We start from the raw sequence: 21291 nt of genomic DNA, 5'->3' as shown, positions 1-21291 counted from the left end.
GCCGCTGGCGGGCCGTGAGGCGCCGGCAAGTGCCGGCGGGCGCGCTACTTGGCCTGGCGCGACCGGGCAGACCGGGCAGCAGTAGAGCGGCTGGCAAGGCCGGCCATCAAGGCCGCCAGCAGGGCCATGAGGGGCAGTGGCATCACCGGCACCGGCTTGGCCAGCGTTCCGCTTTCAGTTTCCGGTTCTTCTGGCTCCACCGGTGCCTGCCTGCTCTGCAGATACCAGTTCTGGCCATCCGCCTGAACCAGTGAATATTCAAAGCCATTGACCGTAAAGGGCGTCATGGTAAAGGCGCCGGGCGGCGAGCTGCCACTGACCTGAACCACTGGAATGCCAAGGCCCGTGGTCAGCGCACCCGCACCACCGGCATTGGTAATGCTGATGTCGACCGGCCCGCTGCCTTGCGCCACATCTTCCAACGTCAACAAATCGCTGGCGCTGCTGCCGTCACCTGCTACCACATCCAGTCGCAGCGAGCCCCCTTCAGTGGTAAAGGTGCCGGAAATCTGCAGGTTGTCGCCGGCCACCGGCGCCGCGCCGCCGCCGTCGGTGTCCAACAGGCTGATCACGCCGCCGGCAGCGAAGGCTTCCAGGGCCACGATACTGGCCGATTCAATGCCCGGTGAGGGGGCGATATCGAGGGAGGCCAGCACCAGGTTGCCGGTGTTCACGAAGCGATCGTCACCGCCGCCAAAGTCCACCTGAGGGTCGCTTTGGGTATCCCGCGTGCCGTCGAGGTCGTCGTCGGCGTAGTCCCGCAGCAGCAGGGTGCCGCTGTTGTTCAGCACATCGGCGTTGCCGTAGGTGTCGTCGCCATCCCCCAGCAGCAGCCAGCCGACGATACGGCCCTGGTTGTTGATGGTGGTGACCCCGCCCCCGGCCGTGGCACGCGAGCGCATATCCACAATCGCCAGATCATTGAGGCTTTCCACCACGCCGGTGGGGCCGATGTTCAGGATGGCCGCGCCGCTGGTGGCATCCAGCAGCACGCCGGTGGCCCAGGGCTTGAAGGGGTCGTTGCTGGGGTATTCAGTGCCGCCCATCACCGTGCCGTCCACGTTGATCACACTGTCGCCGCTGCCCTCGTTGCCCAGGTACAGCGCCTGGTTATCGCCGCGCGCGCTGGCGCCACTGCGCAGGTTGATGGTGGTCAGGGTGGTATCGGCGGTATTGTTGTTGGACAGGTGCACAGCGCGGGATACACCGGCGGTCAGGTTGCCCGACACATCCACTGTGCTCGGGCCGACGGACACATCCCGCAGCCACAGCGCTGTGGCGTTGCTGTTTACAACGCCGGTGGCGCCGACCACGATGCTGTGGGGCGCGGTGCTGTCGGCCAGGTTGGTCTGGTGCCGCACGCCGCCGCCCTGCAGGGTGCCGTTAACAAAGGCATCGGTGGTGCCGTAGCCGCGGTTGCGGATGTGAAAGATAAAACTGCTGCCCGTGATGGTGCCGGAATTGAACTGGATGGCGAGGTCGTGCGATTCCGCTACCGCGTTGTTGAACAGCCCGAAATTCGCCGTATCTGTCACGCTGTTGAGCACCAGGGTGTCGACGATCTCGGGTGCCTGGGCGTCGTAGCTGACGCTGCCCGGTGCGCCGGTACAGGTGGCGACCGTGCCTGCCACCGTGCACTGGCCCATTGCCGACTGGCCAAACAGGGCGCCTGCCACGCCCAACACCAGGGTGCAGACCCTGGCAAAGCGTGGTAGCGGGAGGCTGGTGTGGGTGTACTGCATAGTGTGTCCTTGCGCCGGGCGTGCGAGTGCCTGGCGGTGTCGCCCAGGCGAAATTAAGTGGTGATGGAAAGCGGGTTCGATAACAGGCCAGGGGCCTGTCAGCTACCGGTTGAATCTATGTGACGATTGGCTTGGGTCGCATAGGGGCCTTCACATTCGCTGTTAGCGGTTGGGTTTGTTGTCGTGTTTAAACGTGCCTGCCCGGTTGTCGGGGTCACCGGGCAGGCACCCGATGGCTGGAAGATTCATGGGGGAAGACCAGCCAGTCATCACGATGCACCAGTGCCCCGGCTGCTGGAAAGTAAGCGACAGTAATTTTTACAAAGTTACTACAATGCTTTATTTGTAGGCTTTGGTGAGATCGCGGTTGTGGGAGCGCCTGTGTTTTCCTTTGCAAAGGGAATGGAAATTCATGCGCGGCAGGATGCGGCAGGAAAAGGGCAAGCGCGCCGCCCCGGTGTGAGCGGTTAAAATTCCGCAAAGCGTTAACTGCGTCAAACTTTTCGCTTCCCCTGTGGGATTCCCCGGTGGTTAGAGCTAGGCTAATGGCATGTCACGCCCGCGGGGGTTGTTCATGCACAAGCATAATCTGGCGGGCCTGGCCCCTGTTCCTCAGCTGCTGTTCTCGCTGGCATTGATATTTCTGGCGCTCAGCAAGCCCGCGCTGGCCAGTCAGGCCGGTATTCCCTGTGACGATGGCAAGCGCTACTACGGGCTGGCCCAGCAGGCGGGTGCTGCCCAGGACTTCGACAAAGCAGCCGACTGGCTGCAAAAGTCCATCACAGCCTGCGATTCCTACGCCGCCTGGCACCTGCTGGGCACCGCCTACCAGAAGCAGCGCCGGCTGGAAGATGCCCTGGCTGCCTATGAGCAGGCCACCCTGCACGCTACCCGCCAGGACCAGGCCGCCCTGTCCATGGCGCGCTACGGCCAGGTGCTGGCGCTCAATGGGCAGCGGTTTGAAGCCCTCACCATGCTGGAGCGCGCCATTGAGGCCCACCCCAATCCGCCCTCGTGGATGCGCGAGAACGCAAGGGAGCTGGACCAGAGCCTGGTGGAATCACCCATCAGTAGTGACGCCATCAAGCGCAGCCTGGCGACCCAGCAATTTGGCCTGCTGGCGATGAATGCGATTGAGGGCCAGAACGGCCCGCAGCAGCAGGAAAAGGCGACGGTCCGCATTCCTATCAATTACAAGCTGGACAGTGTGGAGATGGACGAACTGACCGGCGGCAATATCGATGAACTGGGCAAGGTGCTCTCCAGCGCTGACTATGCCGACAAGACCTTTACCCTGGTGGGCCATACCGATGTGCGCGGCAGTTGGGATCACAACCTGACGCTGTCGCAGCAGCGCGCCGACGCGGCCAGGCAAGTGCTGGAGCGCCGCTACCCATCGCTGCAGGGGCGCCTGCGGGTGACCGGGGCGGGAGAGGCCCGGCCCAAATACCCCGGTGAACGCCTGCCGGAAGCTGACCACCGCCTGAATCGCCGGCTGGAGGTGATCGTCAACTAGTGTGACGCCGCGAATAGAATGACAATAACAGCAGCGCAAGACAGCCTGCCGTCCATTCCGGGCTACACCATCCAGCGCTTGCTGGGCGCAGGGGGGATGGCCCAGGTTTACCTGGCTATCCAGCAGGGCTTTGAGCGCCCTGTGGCCCTCAAGGTGATTCTTCAGGAACTGGCCAGCAACCCGGAGTTCGGGCGCCGCTTCCTGCGCGAGGCGCGCATTGTGGGTGGCCTGTCGCACCCGCATATCGTGTCGGTCTACGATGTGGGGGAGCACAACGGCTTCTATTATCTGGCTATGGAACTGCTCACCGCCGGCGACTTGCGCCAGCGCATGCGCTCGCCCATCAGCCAGCGCGAGGCCCTGGACATTGCCCGGCAGGTGGCCGCGGCCCTGGGCTTTGCCCACCAGCGCGGGTTTATCCACCGGGATATCAAGCCAGACAACGTCTTGTTCCGCGATTCTGGCGAAGCGGTGGTGACAGACTTCGGCATTGCCCGCCCGGCCCATGATTCCGGTGAGCTGACGGAAATCACCCAGGTGGAATCGGTGATTGGCTCCCCCAAGTACATGAGCCCCGAACAGTCGCTGGGCCAGCCACTGGATGGCCGCTCGGACATCTACAGCCTTGGCGTCGTGCTGTACCAGATGCTGGTGGGCGAATTGCCCTTCACCGGTCGCACTTTGGCGGAGCTTTCGCTGCAGCGTCTGCAGAAGCAGGTGCCAAACATGCCAAACCGACTGCAATACCTGCAGCCGCTGATCAATGGCATGCTGGCCTATGATCGCGAGCAACGTTTTGGTGACTGCGCTGCCCTGCAGACGGCGCTGGAGCAGGTGTTGCCCCAGGCGGGCGCGGCCGCAGGTGCCACCTCGGCTCCCGGCGCTGCCCCGTCCGCGGACCCGGATGCAGAAACCCTGGTGGATCAGGCATCCGCAATCGCATCGGCAACAGTCAGCCAAAGTGCGCCTGCCAAGTCGCCCATTACTGTGCTGGCCGTCATCGCGCTGCTGCTGGTGGGTGGCGCTCTGGCCTGGTACTTCGCCGCCACTGATGATGCCGGTAGCGTCCACCAGAGCGACAGCGCCGGGTCAGTGGCTGGTGCCGCTTCACCCGAACAGCCGCCGGAGTCACCGGCGGCCAGCGGCGTCCTAGACCTGCCTCCACCGGGGGAATTCTTTGCCTTCTACGACGCAGTGAACGCCGGGTTAGAGGACCGGGAACAGGACTTTGTGGCGGCCTTTCCGGACAGTGTTTTTACCCCGATGCTGCAATTCAAGCGGGGCCAGTCCCCGGAAGCTTTTGCCGCCCTGCGCCAACGGGCGATAGCGGGTGACAACCGGGCGCAGCTGATTGTGAGCGAGCTTTACGACACCGGCTGGGGCGTAGCCGAGGACCCAGCACAGGCGTTGCAATTCGCCAGGCAGGCCGCCGCCAGCGGCAATGCCTTTGCCCGCTACCACTACGCCATGTTGCAGCTGGCCCAGGCCCGCAACGACGAGCAGCGGCGCGAGGCCTTGGGCGCCCTGCAGGCCTCCGCTGATGCCGGGTTCTACCTGGCCCAGACCGTGCTTGGCAACGAGCGTCTGGAGGGGCGAATGCTGGGGCGGGATATCGACGATGGACTGGCCCTGTTGAGCAGGGCTGCCGAACAGGGTGATCGCAACGCCCTGTTTAACCTGGCCCGTATTCTGGACGGGGGGCTCTACGGGCAACCGGCCGACCCCGGGCGCGCCCGAGACTTTTTCCGGCAGGCGGCGGCCCTTGGCCATCCCGGCGCCAAAAGCTACCTGGAAGATCCCTTATGATTCCCTTTATGGCCTGGCCCCCGATTTTTTTTCATCCATTTGGGCTGCGAACGAGATGGGTGCGGCGTCTTCCTGATTGGGAGCAATGCTTCTGCACGCTATTTCTGGCCATCGTGCTGGCAGCGATTGTGGTCCCTGTCCGCGTAGCGCAGGCCGATCCGGCCCTGCCCCTGGGGCAAGCCCAGGCCCTGGCTGATCGCGGCGAACTGAACGCGGCACTGGCTGTGTTGGAGCAGTACCCCGCCGGCGAGTCTGGCGGTGAGGCGCAGCCCCTACCGCCCGCCGCCGCGCTGTTACGTGTGGATGTGTTGCGCCGGCTGGGCCGGGTGAGCCGTGCCGAGCTTGCTCTGTCGCAGCTGCAGGCGCAGCTGGCCGCCGGCGCCAGGCCAGAGCCCGCGCTCACCGCACAGGCCCTGCACCAGCAGGCCCTGCTGCATCTGCTCAAAGGCGAGCTGGCTCCGGCGGAGGGGGCCATTACCGAGGCCCTGCAGTGGCGGCAGGCGCTGGCGCCCACCCTGCGCGCCAGCCTGCTCAACGACGCGGCGATCATTCAGCAGCGCCGGGGCGACAGCGCCGGCGCGCTGGCGGACTTTGCCGCAGCGGCACAGGCTGTGGCGGGCACGCCCCAGGCGCTGGTTTACCGGGTCAATGCTGCCAGGGCCCTGCTGGAGGATGGGCAGGTGCCCGCGTTTCTGGACGCTGCCCAACGCCTGGCGGATGAGCTGCGTGCCGTTCCGTCGCAGCCGTCGCCACCGGCGCCGGTGCTGCACAGTCGCATTGCCCTAGCGGCCCTGTACCGGGAGGCAGTTAACCGCTTTGGCGCGGATCAGGGCTATCGCCTGCAGGCGCTGCAATTGCTCGAACAGGCCGGGCGCCAAAGCCCGCTGGCGGCGCGGGATGAATCGCTGGTCAAGGGTTACATGGCCGGGCTCTATGCGGATGATCGCCAGTTCGACAGCGCCCTGCGCCTGGCCCGCGGTGCGCTGTTGGCGGCCTCGCGGGCCGGGTCGCAGGATCTTGAATATCGCTGGGAGTGGTTGCTGGCTCAATCCTTCAGTAGCCTTGGTGACAACACTGCGGCCATCGACGCCTACGGGCGCGCAGTGGCGTCGCTGCAAACCTTGCGCGCCAACCTGGAGGTATTCGACCAGGCGTCGCTGGCCACGGTGATCCAGCCCCTGTACTACGAATACGCCGACCTGCTGCTGCAGCAGAGCATCGCCCTGGAAGAGGGCGCCGAGAAGCAGGCCCTGCTGCAAACCGCCAGAAGCGCCCTGGAAGGTTTGAAACTGGCGGAGGTGGAAGACTACTTCCAGCAGCAGTGCCTGGGTGACCAGGCGGTACAGTTGGATGCCCTGGCAGGGCGTACAGCGGTGCTGTATCCCGTGCTGCTGGAGGATCGCCTGGAGCTGCTGCTGAGCACCGGTGATGATATTCACCAGCTGGCGGTTGCCGTGGATCGCGCAACCCTGGTGACACTGGTGCGGGATTTTCGCCTTAACCTTGAAGCCGATACCGGCACCGACGACTATCTCGACCAGGCGCGTCGGCTCTACGGCTATCTGGTCGAGCCTTTACTGGCGACCTTGGAACAAGCTGGTGTGGATACGCTGGTGTTCGTGCCCGATGGCCCTCTGCGCACCATCCCCCTGGCGGCACTGCACGATGGCAAGCGCTTTCTTATCGAGCGCTTTGCCCTGGCCACGGCCCCGGGGCTCACCCTGATTGACCCCAAACCCTTCGCCGGGCGCAGCTACACCGCCCTGGCCGGGGGGCTGTCGGAATCGGTGCAGGGCTTTCCCGCCCTGCCGAGTGTGAGTACCGAACTCGACAACCTGAACCGGCTGGTGGATGCCAGTGTGCTCGCCAATGGCGCCTTTACCCTCAACCGCGTGGAGGGGGAGTTGGCCAGCGGCGATTACAGCGTGGTGCACTTTGCCACCCACGGCCAGTTCGGCGGCAGCTACGACGATTCCTTCCTGCTTACTTACGACAGCCGGCTGCGCATCAACGAACTGGGGCGCACCATCCAGTCCCGGGCTGGCAGCAGCGACCCTCTGGAATTGCTGGTGCTAAGCGCCTGCGAGACCGCCGCCGGGGATGACCGAGCGGCGCTTGGCCTGGCCGGCGTGGCCCTGAAGGCCGGTGCGCGCAGTGCCCTGGCCACCCTGTGGGAGGTGGATGACAAGGCCACCCTCGACATCATTACCGAGTTCTATCGTTTGCTGTCCACCGCCGGTGAGTCCAAGGCGCGCAGCCTGCAGCGGGCGCAACGCAAGTGGATTCAGGAGGGCGGCAACCCCCACCCCAGCCAATGGGCGCCGTTTTTGTTGATTGGCAACTGGCTGTAGCGCATGGCAAGGAGGCAGGACATGGCTGAGAGAAAACCGTTGGGCGCTGCGCTGCCGGGACAGCGCCTGATGCTACGGCGCGCAGGCCTTGGGCGGCTGCTGCCGTTGCTGGCGGCGGCCTGGGCCCACAGCGCCTGGCCGGATGCCGTGTTCGACGGCAGCATCGGCCCCAACGCGGCGGGCACCCTGCGGGGCGGCCAGTTCGAGATTCGCGAAGGCGACGGTGCGGTTGCCGGCAACAACCTGTTTCACAGCTTCTCCGCCTTTGGGGTGGGCCGCGACGAGGTGGCCACCTTTAGCCATCAGTCCGCCAACATCAACCACATCATTGCGCGGGTCAGCGGCAACACCGCAACGGAAATCTACGGCGGCATGCAGGTGCGCCAGGACCTCGGCAGCAGCCTGGTGCCCACCGCTGCGGCCCTGTGGCTGATCAACCCCAACGGTATTGTGGTGGGCGACGGCGCGCTCTTTGATACCCAGAGTACCTTTGTGCTTTCCACCGCCAACCGGCTGGGCTTTGCCAACGGCGAGAGCTTCTATTCCCACGAGCCGGTATTGTCCTCGGTCCTGTCGGTGGCAGAACCTTCAGCCTTTGGCTTTCTCGACCGGCAGGATTTGCCCGCCGGGGTTACCGCCCGGGGCATTACGGTGGCGATTGCCGACCCGGACAACACGAATATTCCGGTGCTGTTACCCAACCTGACCCTGGTGGGCACCAGCCTGGACCCCGCTACACCGGCCCTGCAACTTTCCGGCGACATTGGCCCTGCCTTCAGCGCCAGCGCCGGTTTGGCGCCTGAAGAGGGCACGTCCCTGCGCGCCAACAGCCTTGGCCTTGGGGCCCTGGCTGCCGGCGGGGTGATGCAGGTCGATGCCGCCATGCCGCATGTGTTAAGCGCCGAGGCGGGAGCGGCGCTGGGCGGTATCCGCATCGACGGCATACCGCTGGATGTTTCCGATTTTGGCTTTGCCGAGCGGGTTGGCCTGACCCTGCTGGCAGACAGTGTCGAGATGTCCAATACCTACATCAATGCGGTGTCGGCCACCCAAACGGTGCCGATCACCCTGCGCGCAACCAGTGGCACTGCCCTTCGCAATACCCTGCTGCAGAGTGGGGCCAGTGGTGAGTTGGCCGGCGGAGACATTCGCATCGACAGCCAGCAGGTGATGTTGAGCGACAGCATCGTCCTCAGCCAGGGCAGTGCCAGTGCCCCGGGCAATATCCTGCTTGGCACCAGCGCCTCGTTGCCACTGCAGCGCTTCAGCCTGAGTGACAGCCAACTGCAGTCCTTCAGCTTTGGCGCTGCACCGGCGGGGGACATCCTGCTGAACGTGCAGGATGAACTGTTGCTCACCGGCCAGCCGGGCGTTGTGTCGGGCATCAGCAGTATCAATTCCGCCGGCGGCGCCGCCGGCGATATTCTGCTCCGGGCGAACCGCATTTACGGTGATGGCGTGCAAATGCTGTCTGCGGGTGTTCACCCGGGGGATGAGCGCTTCATCGGCCTGCAGGCCGGTGCTGGCGGCCTGGAACTGCGCAACAGCAGCTTGACCGGTTTGATTGGCCAGGGGCGTAGCGGCGCATCCATTCTGCTGGATGCCGCCGGCGACATTACGCTGGCCGCCGACGGTGACGGGGTGTCGCGCCTTGCTACCGGCACCAGCAATGCCTTCAACGGCGGCAACATCTTTGTCACCGCCCAGGGGGATCTCAACCTGCGCGGCAGCCTGGAGATTAATTCCAGCAGCGACAGTGATATCGCTGCCACCGGCGCCGCGGGCACCATTGCCCTGACGGGCCGCAATATCCGTATGAGTGACATTGCCGACGGGGCCCTGCGGGGCAGCATCAGCAGCTTTACCTCATCGTCCGGCGACAGTGGCAATATCGTGCTGTCCGCGGCGCAGGACCTTCTGATCAGCGCCCCCTACGATCTGGCCAGCAATACGCTCGGTGCCGGTAACTCAGGGGCCATTATCCTGCAGGCGGGCCGCATCGCCATTGATTCCCCCCTGTCGACCAGCGTCTCGACCGCTTCTGTGGATACCGGCCAGGCAGGCATCATTTCCATGGCGGCACTGGATTCGCTCGAACTGTCCAACGTCTTTGCCAGCAGCCTGGCCAGTGACCAGGGTGCCGCCGCCGGCTTCATCCTGCTCGATGGCGCCAATGTGCAGGTACAGGACAGCGTGCTGAGCACCTCCACGCTATCTCTCGATCCCAGTGATACGCCGGCGCAGATCAGCGTATCCGCCAGCACCGAACTGAACCTGCGCGACAGCACGTTACAGAGCAACTCGGTGGGCCTGGCGCCGGCGGGGCAGGTGTTGCTGACGGCGGGCGAACAGCTACGGGTGGAGAATGTGTCCATGCAATCCGCCACCACCGATGCCGGCATCACCGGCAGCATCCTGCTGATCAGTGGCGGCGACATCGCCCTGTCCGGCGTCGGCACAGAGCTGCTCAGCAATGCCCTGGGCAGCAGCGATGCCGGCGATGTGAGCCTGGTGGCCGAGGGCTCGCTACTGCTGGAAGACCGGGCGGTTATCCAGACCATATCCGCCGGCTCCGGCGACGCCGGTACGATTCTGCTGCGCGCCGATGAGGTGCGTATCGATAGGGCGAAGGTCGAGGGCACCTCGGAAAACGGCGGTGGCGGCGACGTCAACATCTTTGGCCGCGACATCCAGATTGACGGCGAACCCAGTGTTGAGGGCATCGTTGTGATTACTGCCGATTCCCAGTCCTCCGACGCCGCCGGCAACGGCGGCTCCATCACCCTGGGCGATCCGCTGGCGCCGGCGGAGCTGGTGCTGGTGCGTTACAGCGCCCTGTTGGCCAGCGCCAATGCCGGCAACGGCGGGCGTATCAATATCAATGCCGACAACTTCCTGCGCGACGCGCTGTCGACCTTCCAGGTCACCTCCACCCTGGGCGATGCTGGAAGCCTGGAAATCAATGCCCCCGAGCAGGACATCAGCGCGGCGGTGGCTGAGCTGGACGTGGCCCTGCTGGATGCCACCAACCTGATACAGGACCGCTGCGCCATCAATCCCGAGGATGCCAGCAGCCTGGTGGTGCGCGGGGAGGGCGCCATGGCCGAGCGCTACGACGACTACCTCACCAGCGGGATGAGCACGGCGGGCGAGGCCGCCGGCGCGCCGCCGGGCGCGCGCGCCTGGCCCGGAGCCAGTGCCCCAACCGGCCACAGCATGATTGCCCTGCGCCAGGAGGCCCCATGCAACGTGCGCAACTGATTGCGGCGCGCCTGCTGGTGCGGGCTGTGTTGAAAGCGTTGGGAGCGTCGGGAGCGCTGGGCCTGCTGGCCCTGACCGGCCCGCCCGCCCTGGCCCAGAACCCGCCGGCGGGCTCAGCCATTTCCTCCTTCCGCGACAATGTGGGGCGTGGCTTCAGCGATGCCGAAGACCCCTTCGCCGAACCCGGCTTTACGGTGGACGCCGAGGCCGCCCGGCCGCCGGTACACCGGCAGGTGCTGCCGGCGCCGCCAGCGGGTGCCGCCGAAGAGCCGGTGCCGGCCGCTCACGGCATGCGCGTCAGCGACATTGTGGTGGAGGGCAACACCGTGTTCCCGGCCCAGGCGATCGCCTCGGTCACCGAACCCTTTGCCAACCGGGCGCTCAGCCCGGAGCAGCTGCGCGAACTGCAGCGGCGGCTATCGCTGCTGTACTACAACGCCGGCTACGTGAATTCCGGGGTGGTGTTGCCACAGCCCCTGCCCGAGCAGGGCACCCTGCGCATGCAGGCCATCGAAGGCGAGCTCAGGCACATCGCCCTTGATTCCAACGGCCGCTATCCCCAGCAGCGGCTGGAGGCCCGCCTGCGCCGCGATGTCGGCCAGCCGCTCAACGTTTACGACTTGCAGGACAGCCTGCTGGGCCTGGAGCTCAACCCGCTGATCCGCAAGGTGAATGCGTCTTTGGTGCCCGGGTTGACACCGGGTGAGGCCGACCTGCAGTTGCAGCTGGAAGAGGAAAAGGCCCTGCGCCTGGCCCTGACGGCCGATAACTACCGCTCGCCCAGCGTCGGCGCCGAGCGCGGCGTGGTGAGCCTGGAGCACCTGAACCTGACCGGGCAGGCTGACCGCCTGGCCTTTGCCGGCAGCGCCAGCGAGGGGTTGAAAGATCTCTACATCGATTACACCCGCCCGCTGACCGATGGCGATACCCGGCTGTGGGTGGGCTACCGGCGGGGCGAGTCGGAAGTGGTCGAGTCGCCCTTTGACGAGCTGGATATCGAGAGCGACACCGAATCCTGGGGCATCTCCCTCACCCACCCGCTGGTGGATGAGCTTCAGCGCAGCATCGAAATGTTTGTGGGCCTGAACTACAGCCATTCGGAAACCACATTGCTGGGTAAACCCTTTTCGTTTTCGCTGGGCGCCCGGGACGGGGAAATCACCGCCACCAATGCCAGCATTGGCGCCGAGTGGATTGAGCGCAGCGACAACGCCGTGCTGGCCCTGCGCAGCAGCGTGCGCTACGGCCTGGACTGGTTTGGGGCCACCACCATCCCGGACGATGCCCCAAGCCGCCAGCTCGATACCGGCGCGCGCATTCCCGAGAGTAGCTTTACCGCCCTGCTGACCCAGTTCCAATACGCCCGCCGCATGCCCTGGCTGCACAGCCAGCTGGTGTTCAGCAGCGTGTGGCAGCAGGCCTTCGACCCCCTGCTGTCGGTAGAGAAAGTGGCCATTGGCGGGGTGTACTCGGTGCGTGGCTTTCGAGAAAACCAGCTGGTTCGCGACAGCGGCGTGAGCGCCTCCCTGGAGTGGCGCATTCCCCTGTTCACCAATGACGCCGGTGTCAGCCGCTGGAACCTCACCGCCATTCCCTTTGTGGACTACGGCCGCAGCTGGGACTACGACGACAAGCTGTCCACCCACAGCCCGGCGGAAATCAGCAGCATTGGCCTGGGCCTGCGCTGGCTGCCGAGCGCCCATACCTTCTTCAGCCTGTACTACGGTGAGCGCATTGCCGATGACGACGTGCCGCCGCCCCCCGAAAAAGACCTGCAGGATGAAGGCTTTCACATCGCCTTCGGGGTGAACTGGCCCCTCTGGTAGCGGCCACTGCCAGCCCCGCCGGCTGCGGGTGGGGTTGGAGGGGGCCGGGCTGATTCAAACCTCTATACCAGAGCGTTTTCTCTGCCCGTCTCGCCCTTTCGGGTGGTGCCGCGGCCGCGGCCTGCTGGCAGTCTTTAAGCTCACTGCAACAACATAACAACTGAGGAGCTAGCCAATGCTGTTGAAAGACAAAGTCGTGATCGTCTCCGGGATCGGGCCCGGGCTTGGGCAGGAACTGTCCACCCTGGCCGCCAAGGAGGGCGCCGCCGCTGTGGTGCTTGCAGCGCGCACCGAAGCCAAGCTGGACATCGCCGAGCAGGAAATTGCCGAATTGGGCCTTGGCACCAAAGTGCTGAAGGTACCCACCGATATCAGCAACGTGGATCACTGCCGCAACCTGGCGGCAAAAACCGAAGAGGCGTTCGGCCGCATTGATGTGCTGTTCAACAGCGCCTACGATCCGGGCAGCTTCGAGCCCATCGACGTGGCCGACCTAGACGGCTGGCGGCGCAGCATGGAAGTGAACTTCTTTGGCACCATGCAGCTCACCCAGGCCTGTATTCCCGCCATGCGCAAGGCCGGTGGCGGCGCCATCGTGATGATTGCCACCATGGTGGAGCACAAGCCGTTGGCGACCCAGGGCGGTTACGGCAGCACCAAATCGGCGCTGCGCAATGCCACCAAGCACCTGGCGCTGGAGCTGGGCAAGGACAATATCCGCGTCAACAGCGCCCACATGGGCTGGATGTGGGGTCCCTCGGTGGAGGGCTACTTCGACTGGCAGGTAGCTGAAACCGGCCGCAGCAAGGAGGAGATGATCGCCGAGGTTTGCCGCAGCATTCCGCTGGGCAGCATCCCCGACGATGCCGATTGCGCCAAGGCGGCGATCTTTTTGGCCTCGGACTACGCCGCATCCGTGACCGGCGCCGGGCTGGATGTGAACGGCGGGGAGTACATGCCGGTCTGACCCGCAGCGCGGTGTGGCACCGGCCGCACCGCGTTGACCCCGCTCCCTGCTCACCGGACAATGCGTTTTTTGCACGAGTTGTTGCCGGTGCCCCGCGACTACCAGATTTCCGCTGCCATGAACGAACTGCTGCTGGCCCTGTCCCGGGGGCCAGTGGCGGACCCGCCGTGGCAGGAATTCCTGCGTTTGCTGGGGCAGGCTCTGGGGGCGGACTTTGTCACCCTGATCCTGCGCGCGCCCAAGGCCGGCGATGCCGGGGTGGTGATCAATTCGGTGGTGCTGTCCTCCGCCATTTTTGATTCCTACAACGAGAGTTACTTCGCCATGGACCCCTTCGTCAATCTGCCGGCGGGAGAGGTCTACACCATGGATGAGTTCATGGCGCCCGATGAGTACTACGCATCGGACTACTACCAGCAGTACGTGAAGGGCACCGGGGTGCGGCACCTGATGGGGGCGGACCTCGGCGACGACCTCGGCAACAGTGCCCGCCTGCGTTTTGCCCGGGTGGAGGAGAAAGACAACTTCTCCAGCGCCGAGCGCGCCCTGTGCCAGCAACTGTTGCCGCATATCCAGCAAACCATTCGCCTGCAGGCGCGCATTGCCCGGGTGGAGAGCGAACGCTCCCTGTTTGCCAACGCGGTGGACCGCATGGCGGTGGCGGCCATTATCCTCGACCAGAGCGCCCGCATACGCCACAGCAACCGGGCCGCCGAGCGCTTGCTGGGGGAGGGGCGCTGGATGCAGTCGGAAAACGGCCAGCTGCGGCTGGCCGACCGTGCCGACAACCAGGCCTTTCGCGCCTGCCTGGAAGAAGTGATGCAGGCCCATCTGCGCGGGGAGCCGGCGTTCATTCGGGCCCTGCGTCTGTCCGGGCCACAAACACCCGGTGCCGGCGTGTTATTGCGCCCGCTGCCGCTGGTGGCGGCGCCGGATGGCAGCCGCAACCCCTCGGTGGCGATTTTCATCTCCGACCCCAGCCAGCCCCGCGAGGCGCCCCAGGCGGTGCTGATGACCCTGTTCGGCTTCACCCGCGCCGAGGCCAACCTGGCCCTGCTGCTGGCCAACGGCGCCACCCTGGACGAGGCCTGCGAACAACTCAATATTTCCCGCAACACCGGCAAATCGCACCTCAGCGCGGTGTTCTCCAAAACCGGGGTGACACGCCAGACCCGTCTGGTACAGTTGATCCTGCGGAGCGTGGCCCACATGGGTGATTAGCCTGGATAGCCCAGATAGACAGCAATAGCCACTCGCCGCCCGCAAGCCGAATAAGAAGACGCAAATAAAGACGTTAAAAAGGAGAACCGCCGTGTCCAACATCAACAACATTGAGGCAGGCGCGTTTCGCCGCCTGCTGGAACACCTGGACAGCCGCAAGGATGTGCAAAATATCGAGCTGATGGAACTGGCCGGCTTTTGCCGCAACTGCCTGGCCAAGTGGTACATGGCCGCCGCCGAGGAAGAGGGCCTGGACATGGATTACGACACCGCCCGGGAGCGGGTGTACGGCATGCCCTACGAGGAATGGAAGGCCAAGCACCAGAAGTAGGGCACTGTCGTGCAAGCCCCTGTTGCCGTGCAAGCCCCTGCCGCCGCGCCGGGGGTGGAGGATCTCGCCCAGGCCACCCTGCCCGGTGCCACCTTCCATCGCTGGCTGGCGGACTGCCGCCAGCGCGGGCCGCTGACTCTCACCCGCTATGCCGGCCAGACCGCCTACCTGATCAGCGGCCATAGCGCACTGGCCGCCGCCTTTCGCGACAATCCGCGCTTTCCGCCTGCCGAGGCCTACCGGCGCACCATCGAGCCGGTGCAGGGCCTCACCTTCCAGACCATGGAGGACGATGAGCACCGCCTGTATCGTCGCCTGGCCACCCCGGCCTTTCGCTCCACCGCGGTGGCGCGCATGGAAGTGGAGGGGCTGGCGGCCCTGGCGCGGGAGTTACTGGCGCAGCTGCCCCCCGGTGGCGGGGATTTTGCCCACCACTTCAGCCACCGCTATCCCTTCATGGTGATCAGCCGCATGCTGGGTATCCCGCTGGCCCGGGAAGAGGCCTTTCGTGGCTGGGCCAGCGGCTTTCTGGCGTTTACCAGCGATCCTCAACACGCCGCCCAGTGCGCCCGGGACATCACCGATTACCTGCTGCCCCTGCTGGCCGAGCGCCGCTCGCAGCCGCAGGAGGATGTTATCTCTGCCCTGCTGCACACCGATGTGGATGGGCAGTACCTCACCGATGAGGAAGTGCTGTCGCACATTCGCCTGCTGTTTACCGCCGGGGCCAGCACCACCGTGGATGCGCTGGGCAACCTGCTGTACCTCTTGCTCAGCCAGCGGGAGCGCTGGCAGCAACTGCGGGAACAGCCCGCCCTGCGCGCGGGCGCCATCGAGGAAGTGCTGCGGCTGGAGTCGCCGGTGGCCATTTTGCCACGGGTATCGGCGGAGCAGGCGGTGAGTTTTGCGGGGGTGGAGATTCCCGCCGGCAGCTTCTGCCTGTTTGCCATTGCCGGGGCCAACCGCGACCCGGCGGTGTTCGCGTCGCCGGATCACTACGACCCCACCCGCGACACCAGTCGCACCCTGCTCAGTTTTGGCCCCGGCCCGCGCCTGTGCCCGGGCATGCACCTGGCCCGGCGCCAGTTGCGCGTGGTGCTCGATACCCTGTTGCAGGAGCTGCCGCAGCTGAGCCTGGCGAACGAGGAAGCCGCCCGGCCCTGCGGCACGGTGCTGCGCGGCCCGCCGGTATTGCCGCTGCGTTATTGAGTATCGCGGCTTTATCGCCTAGTTGGCGCCGCGGGTTTCTTCTTCGGTGAGTAGATCGTGCCAGCGCTGGTACTCGGTCTGGGCAACGTCAAGAAAGCGAATACCGGCGCAGAAACTGCCGGGTGCAGCGGCATCCGCTCGACACCACACCACCTGCCCGACCAGGAACACGGGCGCCTCGGCATCCTGGTGTTCCAGTCGCACCGCCAGCTGCACCAGCTGGTCGGGCTGCAGGGCGCGCCCCAGGGTGATCCGTAACCCGCCCCGGGAAACATCCTGTGCCGAGCATACGTCAACGGCGGGCTCGGCTCCCGGCGCGGCGGGGCCTTCGACATCGATAAAGACGGTGGCCGCCACCGGTAGTCGCAGGTGACGTCGCTCTGTCGCCGGGGTGTTAATGTCCAGGTCCGACATTGAGGAACACCATGTCCACGGCGGCAACCTGGCCGCCGTCTATCAGTTCTGTCAATTCTGATAGTAGCAGCTTGCGGATCAGGTGCCCCTGGCGGTTGGTGAACAGGAATTGCCCGGAGCCCTGCTCGAATCCCGCCAGTTTCGCCAGCAGGGGAGTGCGGCTGTCGTGGAATGCATACCAGGTGCCAAGGGTGGCCTTGACGGCTTCGGCGGCCTGTTCAGCGGGGCGCATCACCGGTTCGCTGGCGGATGCGTGGGGGCTGGCGTGGGAGCTAGCGTGGTCGGGAGTTTGCAGGGCCTCTGTCGTCAGACTGGCGGCGGCCTCGGCGGCGGGTAGTGCCTGCGCGTAAAAATGCTTGCGGTGTTCGCGGTAGGCGGCAAGGTCTTGGTCGTGCTTGGCGGTTGGCTGCGGGGCTGCCTCGTCCAATGGCTGGCCTGCTTCGCGGGCCTCGCGGCGCCGGCGCTGTTCGGCAATGGCGGCCCGCGCCCGGGCTTCAAAGCGCTTGCGGTAGGCGATCACCTGCGCCTCCTGGCGCGCTGCCTCGGCCTGCATGGCTGCTTCGGCCTGTTCCCGCTGCTGCGCCTGCCGGGCGGCCTGCTGTTCCTGCTCCCGGACCCTGGCCGCCTGGGCATCCTGGCGTTGCCGGGCCTGCGCCTGCTGTTGCTGTTCCTGCACCCGCCGTGGCGGCACGCCAAACACCCGGCGGTAGTCGTCGCTGGTGGCGATGCCGGCGGCTGCGGCCAGGGCCAGGCTGAAGGCGGCGTGGCGGGTGGCCACCGGCGCCAGCTGCCCATGCTCGAACAGCCTTTGGGCATTGAGGGAGGTGATGTCCAGTTGCCGCTCGCCATCGAAGCGGTAAAACCACAGGCGGTCTTGCGCGATATCCACCGCGCCCAGGCGCAGGCGCTGGGGCGTGGCTCCCTCTGTGCAGCGATACCAGGTATTGAGGGAGTGAAAATACTCGGCGGCGCCGGCGGCAGCGGGCGAGCCATCGGGCAGCGGTGGGTTGTCCTGCGCAACCGGTTCAACGCCCCGGGCAATCTGCAGTAACACCTGCTCCACCCCGAACAGGGCCTGGATGAGGTTCGGGTCAGCAGCGCTGTCAATGTCGCCAAGGCGCTCGATGATACGCGGCAGCGCGCTGGCGAGCTCCAGCGCCTGCCGGCGCCGGGCCTGGGTCATTTCGCCAGCGCTGGCAACGCGCACCAGGCGTTCGGTGGTGGCGGTGAATAGCCGCCAGAGCTCGCTGGTGCGGCCCCGGCTTGCCAGTGTTGTGCTGCCGCAGGCATGCCAGGGGCCTGCCAGAAAGGTCGCCACCGCTGCCGGCAGCGGTGTGCACAGGTGGTGGTTCAGCTGTTCGGCCACCTGCTGCGAGGCCAGCTGTTGGCGCGACTGGCGGTTGACGCGCTGGCAGGCCTCGTCGGCGCCGCGCTGGAAGTCGCCGGCCAGCCGCTGCAGGCGGTCCTGGGATACGCGCAATGCGCTGGAGAGTTTGTGCCGGGCGTCGCTGTCGGCGTGCAGCATCCGGCACAGGGCCTGCAGAATCGACAGCGCAGTGCGCCCCGGGGCGGTGGTATCGTCCACCCCGGCAAAGGCTACGCCGGCCCAGTCGAGCAGGCGGTGCAGCGGGTGGTGCCCGGGTGCCAGAAAGCCCTGGTCCGACTCGGCCAGGGCCAGGGCAGTGGGCTCCAGCAGGGCAAGGGGCGTTTTGACGCTGGTTGCCACATCCACGCTGTCCAGCCAGTTGCGAAAGGCGGATTGGGTCAGTGCCGCAAGGTCCGAGGTGGCCACCGGGAGATTCGCGGGCAGCGGCAGGTCGTTGGCACTGAGGGCGTTCATCTGGCGACAGGCTGGGCGTCAGGCACAGGCGAAGGGGAGGCAAAAATGAGGGGCCGATGATACAGGAAGCATGAGGATGGCGGCCACCGGCGCCTTGGTGCAGTATCCCCTGCGGGGCTGCTCAGGATTTAAGCAGGCGCCGCGAGGGGTGGTGGTTGTTGCCCTGGGCAAACTTGCCCCTGTTTAACTCACAGGATTGTCCACAGATTATGGGGATAACCACCCATTGATGCTGTTCGGGACGACGATAATGTTCGGGATGAAAATAGCGAGAGAACCTATGAACCCACATGACAACCAACCCACGGGCCGCGCGCAGCCGTTGATACGGTGGCCCGGCCGCTGGGTCGCGCTGCTGGGCTGCGCCGCCCTGGCGCTGCCGCTGTACAGTGCGGCAGCCGACAAGTTGCTCTACAACGGCCGCATTTACACCCAGGACGAGGCCCAGCCCTGGGCCGAGGCCATGGTGCTCGATGGCGATACCCTCACCTTCGTCGGCAGCGACGCTGATGCCCTGGCCAGGGTGGATGCCGGCACCGAGACCGTGGACCTGGGTGGCAGGCTGGTGCTGCCGGGCTTTATTGATACCCATATCCATGTGGGAGATACCTTTCCCTGGGTGTACGCCGTGTCGCTGAGCCCGGACATGAACCCGGAGCAGGTGCTGGCGGCGGTGGCCGAGTACGCCAGGGCCAACCCCCAGCAGACCCCCCTGGTGGGCTACGGCTTTCTGGGCGCAGCCTTTGGCGAGCAGGGGCCGACCGCAAAAATGCTGGACGAGGTGGTGCCCGACCGGCCGGTGATGTTGTTTGACGAAGGCTTTCACACCGCCTGGGTCAATAGCAAAGCCATGGCGGCAGTGGGCCTTACCGCCGATACGCCAGACCCGGTGCCCGGCCGGCACTACTACAAGCGCTATGACGACGGCCAGCCCACCGGCTGGCTGATCGAGGGCGGCGCCTTCAACTGGATCAGCGAAAAGCTGGGGGTGGTGAACGCCGCCAATCTGGCCCGCGGGGCTGCGTCCTTCCTTGGCACCATGTCGTCGATGGGCATCACCGCCGCCTTCGACGCCGGCATGGTGGATGGCGGTGAGGCCACCTTTGCGCTAATGGAGGAGCTGGTGGCCGAGGATCGCCTGCCGTTGCGCATTGTCGGCTCCCTCTACACCAATACCGACGCCAAGCTGGACAGCGCCCTGACCACCCTGGCCGGGCTGAACGAGCGCTTCCACTCGGAGTTTTTTGACCTGCGCATGTTAAAAGTGTCGCTGGATGGCACCGTGGAGGCCAAGACGGCCTACCTGCTGGAGCCCTACATCACGCCGCCGGGGCACCGGGGTGATTCACTGGTGTCCGCCGAGAAGGCCGAGTCGGTGATACTGGCCGCCGCCGCTGCCGGGGTCGACCTGCACCTGCACACCCTTGGCGACGCCGCCGTGCGCATGGGGCTGGACCTTGCCGAGCAGGTGCGCACCGAACTGCCCGATGCGGATGTGCGCATCACGCTTTGCCATTTGCAGATTGTCGCCCCGGCGGATGTGCAGCGCTTTGGCAAACTGGATGTCATCGCCCAGTCCACACCGAGTTGGTACGTCTACGATGATGTGGCCGAGGAATTTCTCGGCAAGGATCGCCTGCAGCACTTCTATCCCCTGCGCTCGATTGCCGCCGGTGGTGGCCGCATCACCCTGGGTACCGATTACCCGGCCAGCTGGATTGGCCTGGACGGGCTCAACCCCCTGTTCAATATCGAGATGGCGATGACGCGCCAGCCCGCGGGCGATGCGGACTTCAAGGTGCAGCCGCCGCTGTCGGAGCGCATTACCCTGGAGCAGGCCATTCGCGCCTATACCCTGGATGCCGCTTACCAGTTGCGCCTGGAGGACCAGGTGGGTTCGTTGCAAGCCGGCAAGCAGGCGGACTTTGTCGTGCTCAGCGACAACCTGTTCGAGATAGACACTTATGCCATTCACAAGGCGAAGGTGCAGATGACGGTGGTGGATGGCAAGGTGGTGTTCGATGCCGCCCGCTCGGGCGCGCACGATTAGCGCGAACCACATGCAGGCACGCCAAGCGCACCTTCACATGCGCACAGGCAGGGCCCGGCGCAATGCCAGGCCCTGTGTTGGGGGTTGTTCAGCGTGGCCCGGTATCACCCATCAACTAGCACCCAGGCCCCTGATCAGTCGCGGGATTCAGGCCGCGTGGCTGGTATCGCGTTGATGCTCCAGCGCATCGCTGCCAATGCTGATCCGGCGGGGCTTCATCGCCTCGGGGATTTCCTTCACCAGGTCGATGGTCAGCAGGCCGTTGGCCAGTTTTGCACCGGTCACCTCAATGTGCTCTGCCAGGTTGAACTTGCGCTCGAAGGCGCGGTTGGCAATGCCGCGGTGCAGGTACTTGCGCTCGCCTTCCTCCTGCTTGCGCCCGCTCACGGTGAGCAGGCCGCCCTCTACATTGATTTCCAGGTCACCTTCGGTAAAACCGGCCACCGCCAGGGTAATGGCGTAGCGGGACTCGTCCAGCGACTCGATATTGTAGGGCGGATAACCACTGCCGGCGGCGTCGCTGCGGAAGGCGGCATCCAGCAGGTTGGCCATGCGGTCGAAGCCGATGCTATTGCGGTACAAGGGGGTCAGATCGATAGTATTCATCACATATTCTCCAATAGAAGCAACACGTCGTCGTTGATGTCTGCCCGGCCGGCGCTCTGAGTCAGACACGCCGGGGGCAGGGAAAGAGATAGGGTCGGGCCCGGAAATTTCAAGAGGAGCTTCAAGGGGAACGTCAACAGGAGCGCACCGG

Annotated in this window: 14 protein-coding genes; 10 read left to right on the top strand and 4 right to left on the bottom strand. The window is 65.4% G+C overall.

Annotated features, from left to right (window positions below):
- Window positions 1-44: 44 nt before the first annotated feature.
- Window positions 45-1742 carry a hypothetical protein gene (locus tag DDZ17_RS04820; RefSeq protein WP_116364772.1) on the bottom strand — a complete coding sequence of 566 codons (1698 nt, stop codon included), beginning with the start codon at window positions 1740-1742 and terminating at the stop codon, window positions 45-47.
- A 574-nt stretch (window positions 1743-2316) separates the two neighbouring features.
- Between DDZ17_RS04820 and DDZ17_RS04815 the strand changes: the two genes are divergently transcribed.
- From DDZ17_RS04815 to DDZ17_RS04775, 9 genes are all read left to right on the top strand, one after another.
- Window positions 2317-3258: an OmpA family protein gene (locus DDZ17_RS04815; protein WP_157976450.1), complete on the top strand. Its 942-nt coding sequence runs from the start codon at window positions 2317-2319 to the stop codon at window positions 3256-3258.
- A gap of 18 nt (window positions 3259-3276) precedes the next feature.
- The gene (locus DDZ17_RS04810; protein WP_116364770.1) at window positions 3277-5064 is read left to right on the top strand and encodes a serine/threonine-protein kinase; all 1788 of its coding nucleotides are present in this window, start codon (window positions 3277-3279) and stop codon (window positions 5062-5064) included.
- A gap of 128 nt (window positions 5065-5192) precedes the next feature.
- A complete protein-coding gene (locus tag DDZ17_RS04805; RefSeq protein WP_157976449.1) occupies window positions 5193-7415 on the top strand; it encodes a CHAT domain-containing protein in 2223 nt (740 codons plus the stop codon).
- 21 nt (window positions 7416-7436) lie between these two features.
- Entirely contained in the window at window positions 7437-10676 is a 3240-nt protein-coding gene (locus DDZ17_RS04800) for a two-partner secretion domain-containing protein (RefSeq protein ID WP_157976448.1), read from the top strand.
- The gene (locus DDZ17_RS04795; protein ID WP_116364767.1) at window positions 10658-12502 is read left to right on the top strand and encodes a ShlB/FhaC/HecB family hemolysin secretion/activation protein; all 1845 of its coding nucleotides are present in this window, start codon (window positions 10658-10660) and stop codon (window positions 12500-12502) included. Before DDZ17_RS04800 ends, DDZ17_RS04795 begins: the two co-directional genes overlap by 19 nt.
- Before the next feature lie 175 nt (window positions 12503-12677).
- The gene (locus DDZ17_RS04790; RefSeq protein WP_116364766.1) at window positions 12678-13469 is read left to right on the top strand and encodes an SDR family oxidoreductase; all 792 of its coding nucleotides are present in this window, start codon (window positions 12678-12680) and stop codon (window positions 13467-13469) included.
- Window positions 13470-13538: 69 nt separating this feature from the next.
- Window positions 13539-14690: a helix-turn-helix transcriptional regulator gene (locus DDZ17_RS04785; protein ID WP_157976447.1), complete on the top strand. Its 1152-nt coding sequence runs from the start codon at window positions 13539-13541 to the stop codon at window positions 14688-14690.
- 91 nt (window positions 14691-14781) lie between these two features.
- Complete coding sequence (locus DDZ17_RS04780) at window positions 14782-15021, top strand: DUF1244 domain-containing protein (protein WP_116364764.1); 240 nt, start codon at window positions 14782-14784, stop codon at window positions 15019-15021.
- 9 nt (window positions 15022-15030) lie between these two features.
- Window positions 15031-16230 (top strand): cytochrome P450, encoded by a 1200-nt coding sequence (locus DDZ17_RS04775; protein ID WP_116364763.1) that lies wholly within the window; start codon window positions 15031-15033, stop codon window positions 16228-16230.
- A gap of 18 nt (window positions 16231-16248) precedes the next feature.
- Here the strand turns inward: DDZ17_RS04775 and DDZ17_RS04770 are convergent, their stop codons facing one another.
- Both DDZ17_RS04770 and DDZ17_RS04765 read right to left on the bottom strand, forming a co-directional pair.
- Complete coding sequence (locus DDZ17_RS04770; RefSeq protein ID WP_116364762.1) at window positions 16249-16644, bottom strand: PilZ domain-containing protein; 396 nt, start codon at window positions 16642-16644, stop codon at window positions 16249-16251.
- Window positions 16625-18484, bottom strand: coding sequence for a DUF1631 family protein (locus tag DDZ17_RS04765; RefSeq protein WP_116364761.1), 1860 nt, complete (start codon window positions 18482-18484; stop codon window positions 16625-16627). Before DDZ17_RS04765 ends, DDZ17_RS04770 begins: the two co-directional genes overlap by 20 nt.
- A 280-nt stretch (window positions 18485-18764) precedes the next feature.
- Here DDZ17_RS04765 and DDZ17_RS04760 point away from each other — a divergent pair, with 280 nt between their 5' ends.
- The gene (locus tag DDZ17_RS04760) at window positions 18765-20534 is read left to right on the top strand and encodes an amidohydrolase (protein ID WP_116364760.1); all 1770 of its coding nucleotides are present in this window, start codon (window positions 18765-18767) and stop codon (window positions 20532-20534) included.
- Window positions 20535-20681: 147 nt separating this feature from the next.
- Here DDZ17_RS04760 and DDZ17_RS04755 read toward each other — a convergent pair whose 3' ends face one another.
- Complete coding sequence (locus DDZ17_RS04755; RefSeq protein ID WP_116364759.1) at window positions 20682-21140, bottom strand: Hsp20 family protein; 459 nt, start codon at window positions 21138-21140, stop codon at window positions 20682-20684.
- Window positions 21141-21291: the final 151 nt, after the last annotated feature.

The organism is Parahaliea mediterranea (genome assembly GCF_003402235.1).
Lineage (GTDB): Bacteria > Pseudomonadota > Gammaproteobacteria > Pseudomonadales > Halieaceae > Parahaliea > Parahaliea mediterranea.
Note: the sequence above shows the minus strand (reverse complement) of the source record. Positions and strands in the feature narration are given on the sequence as shown.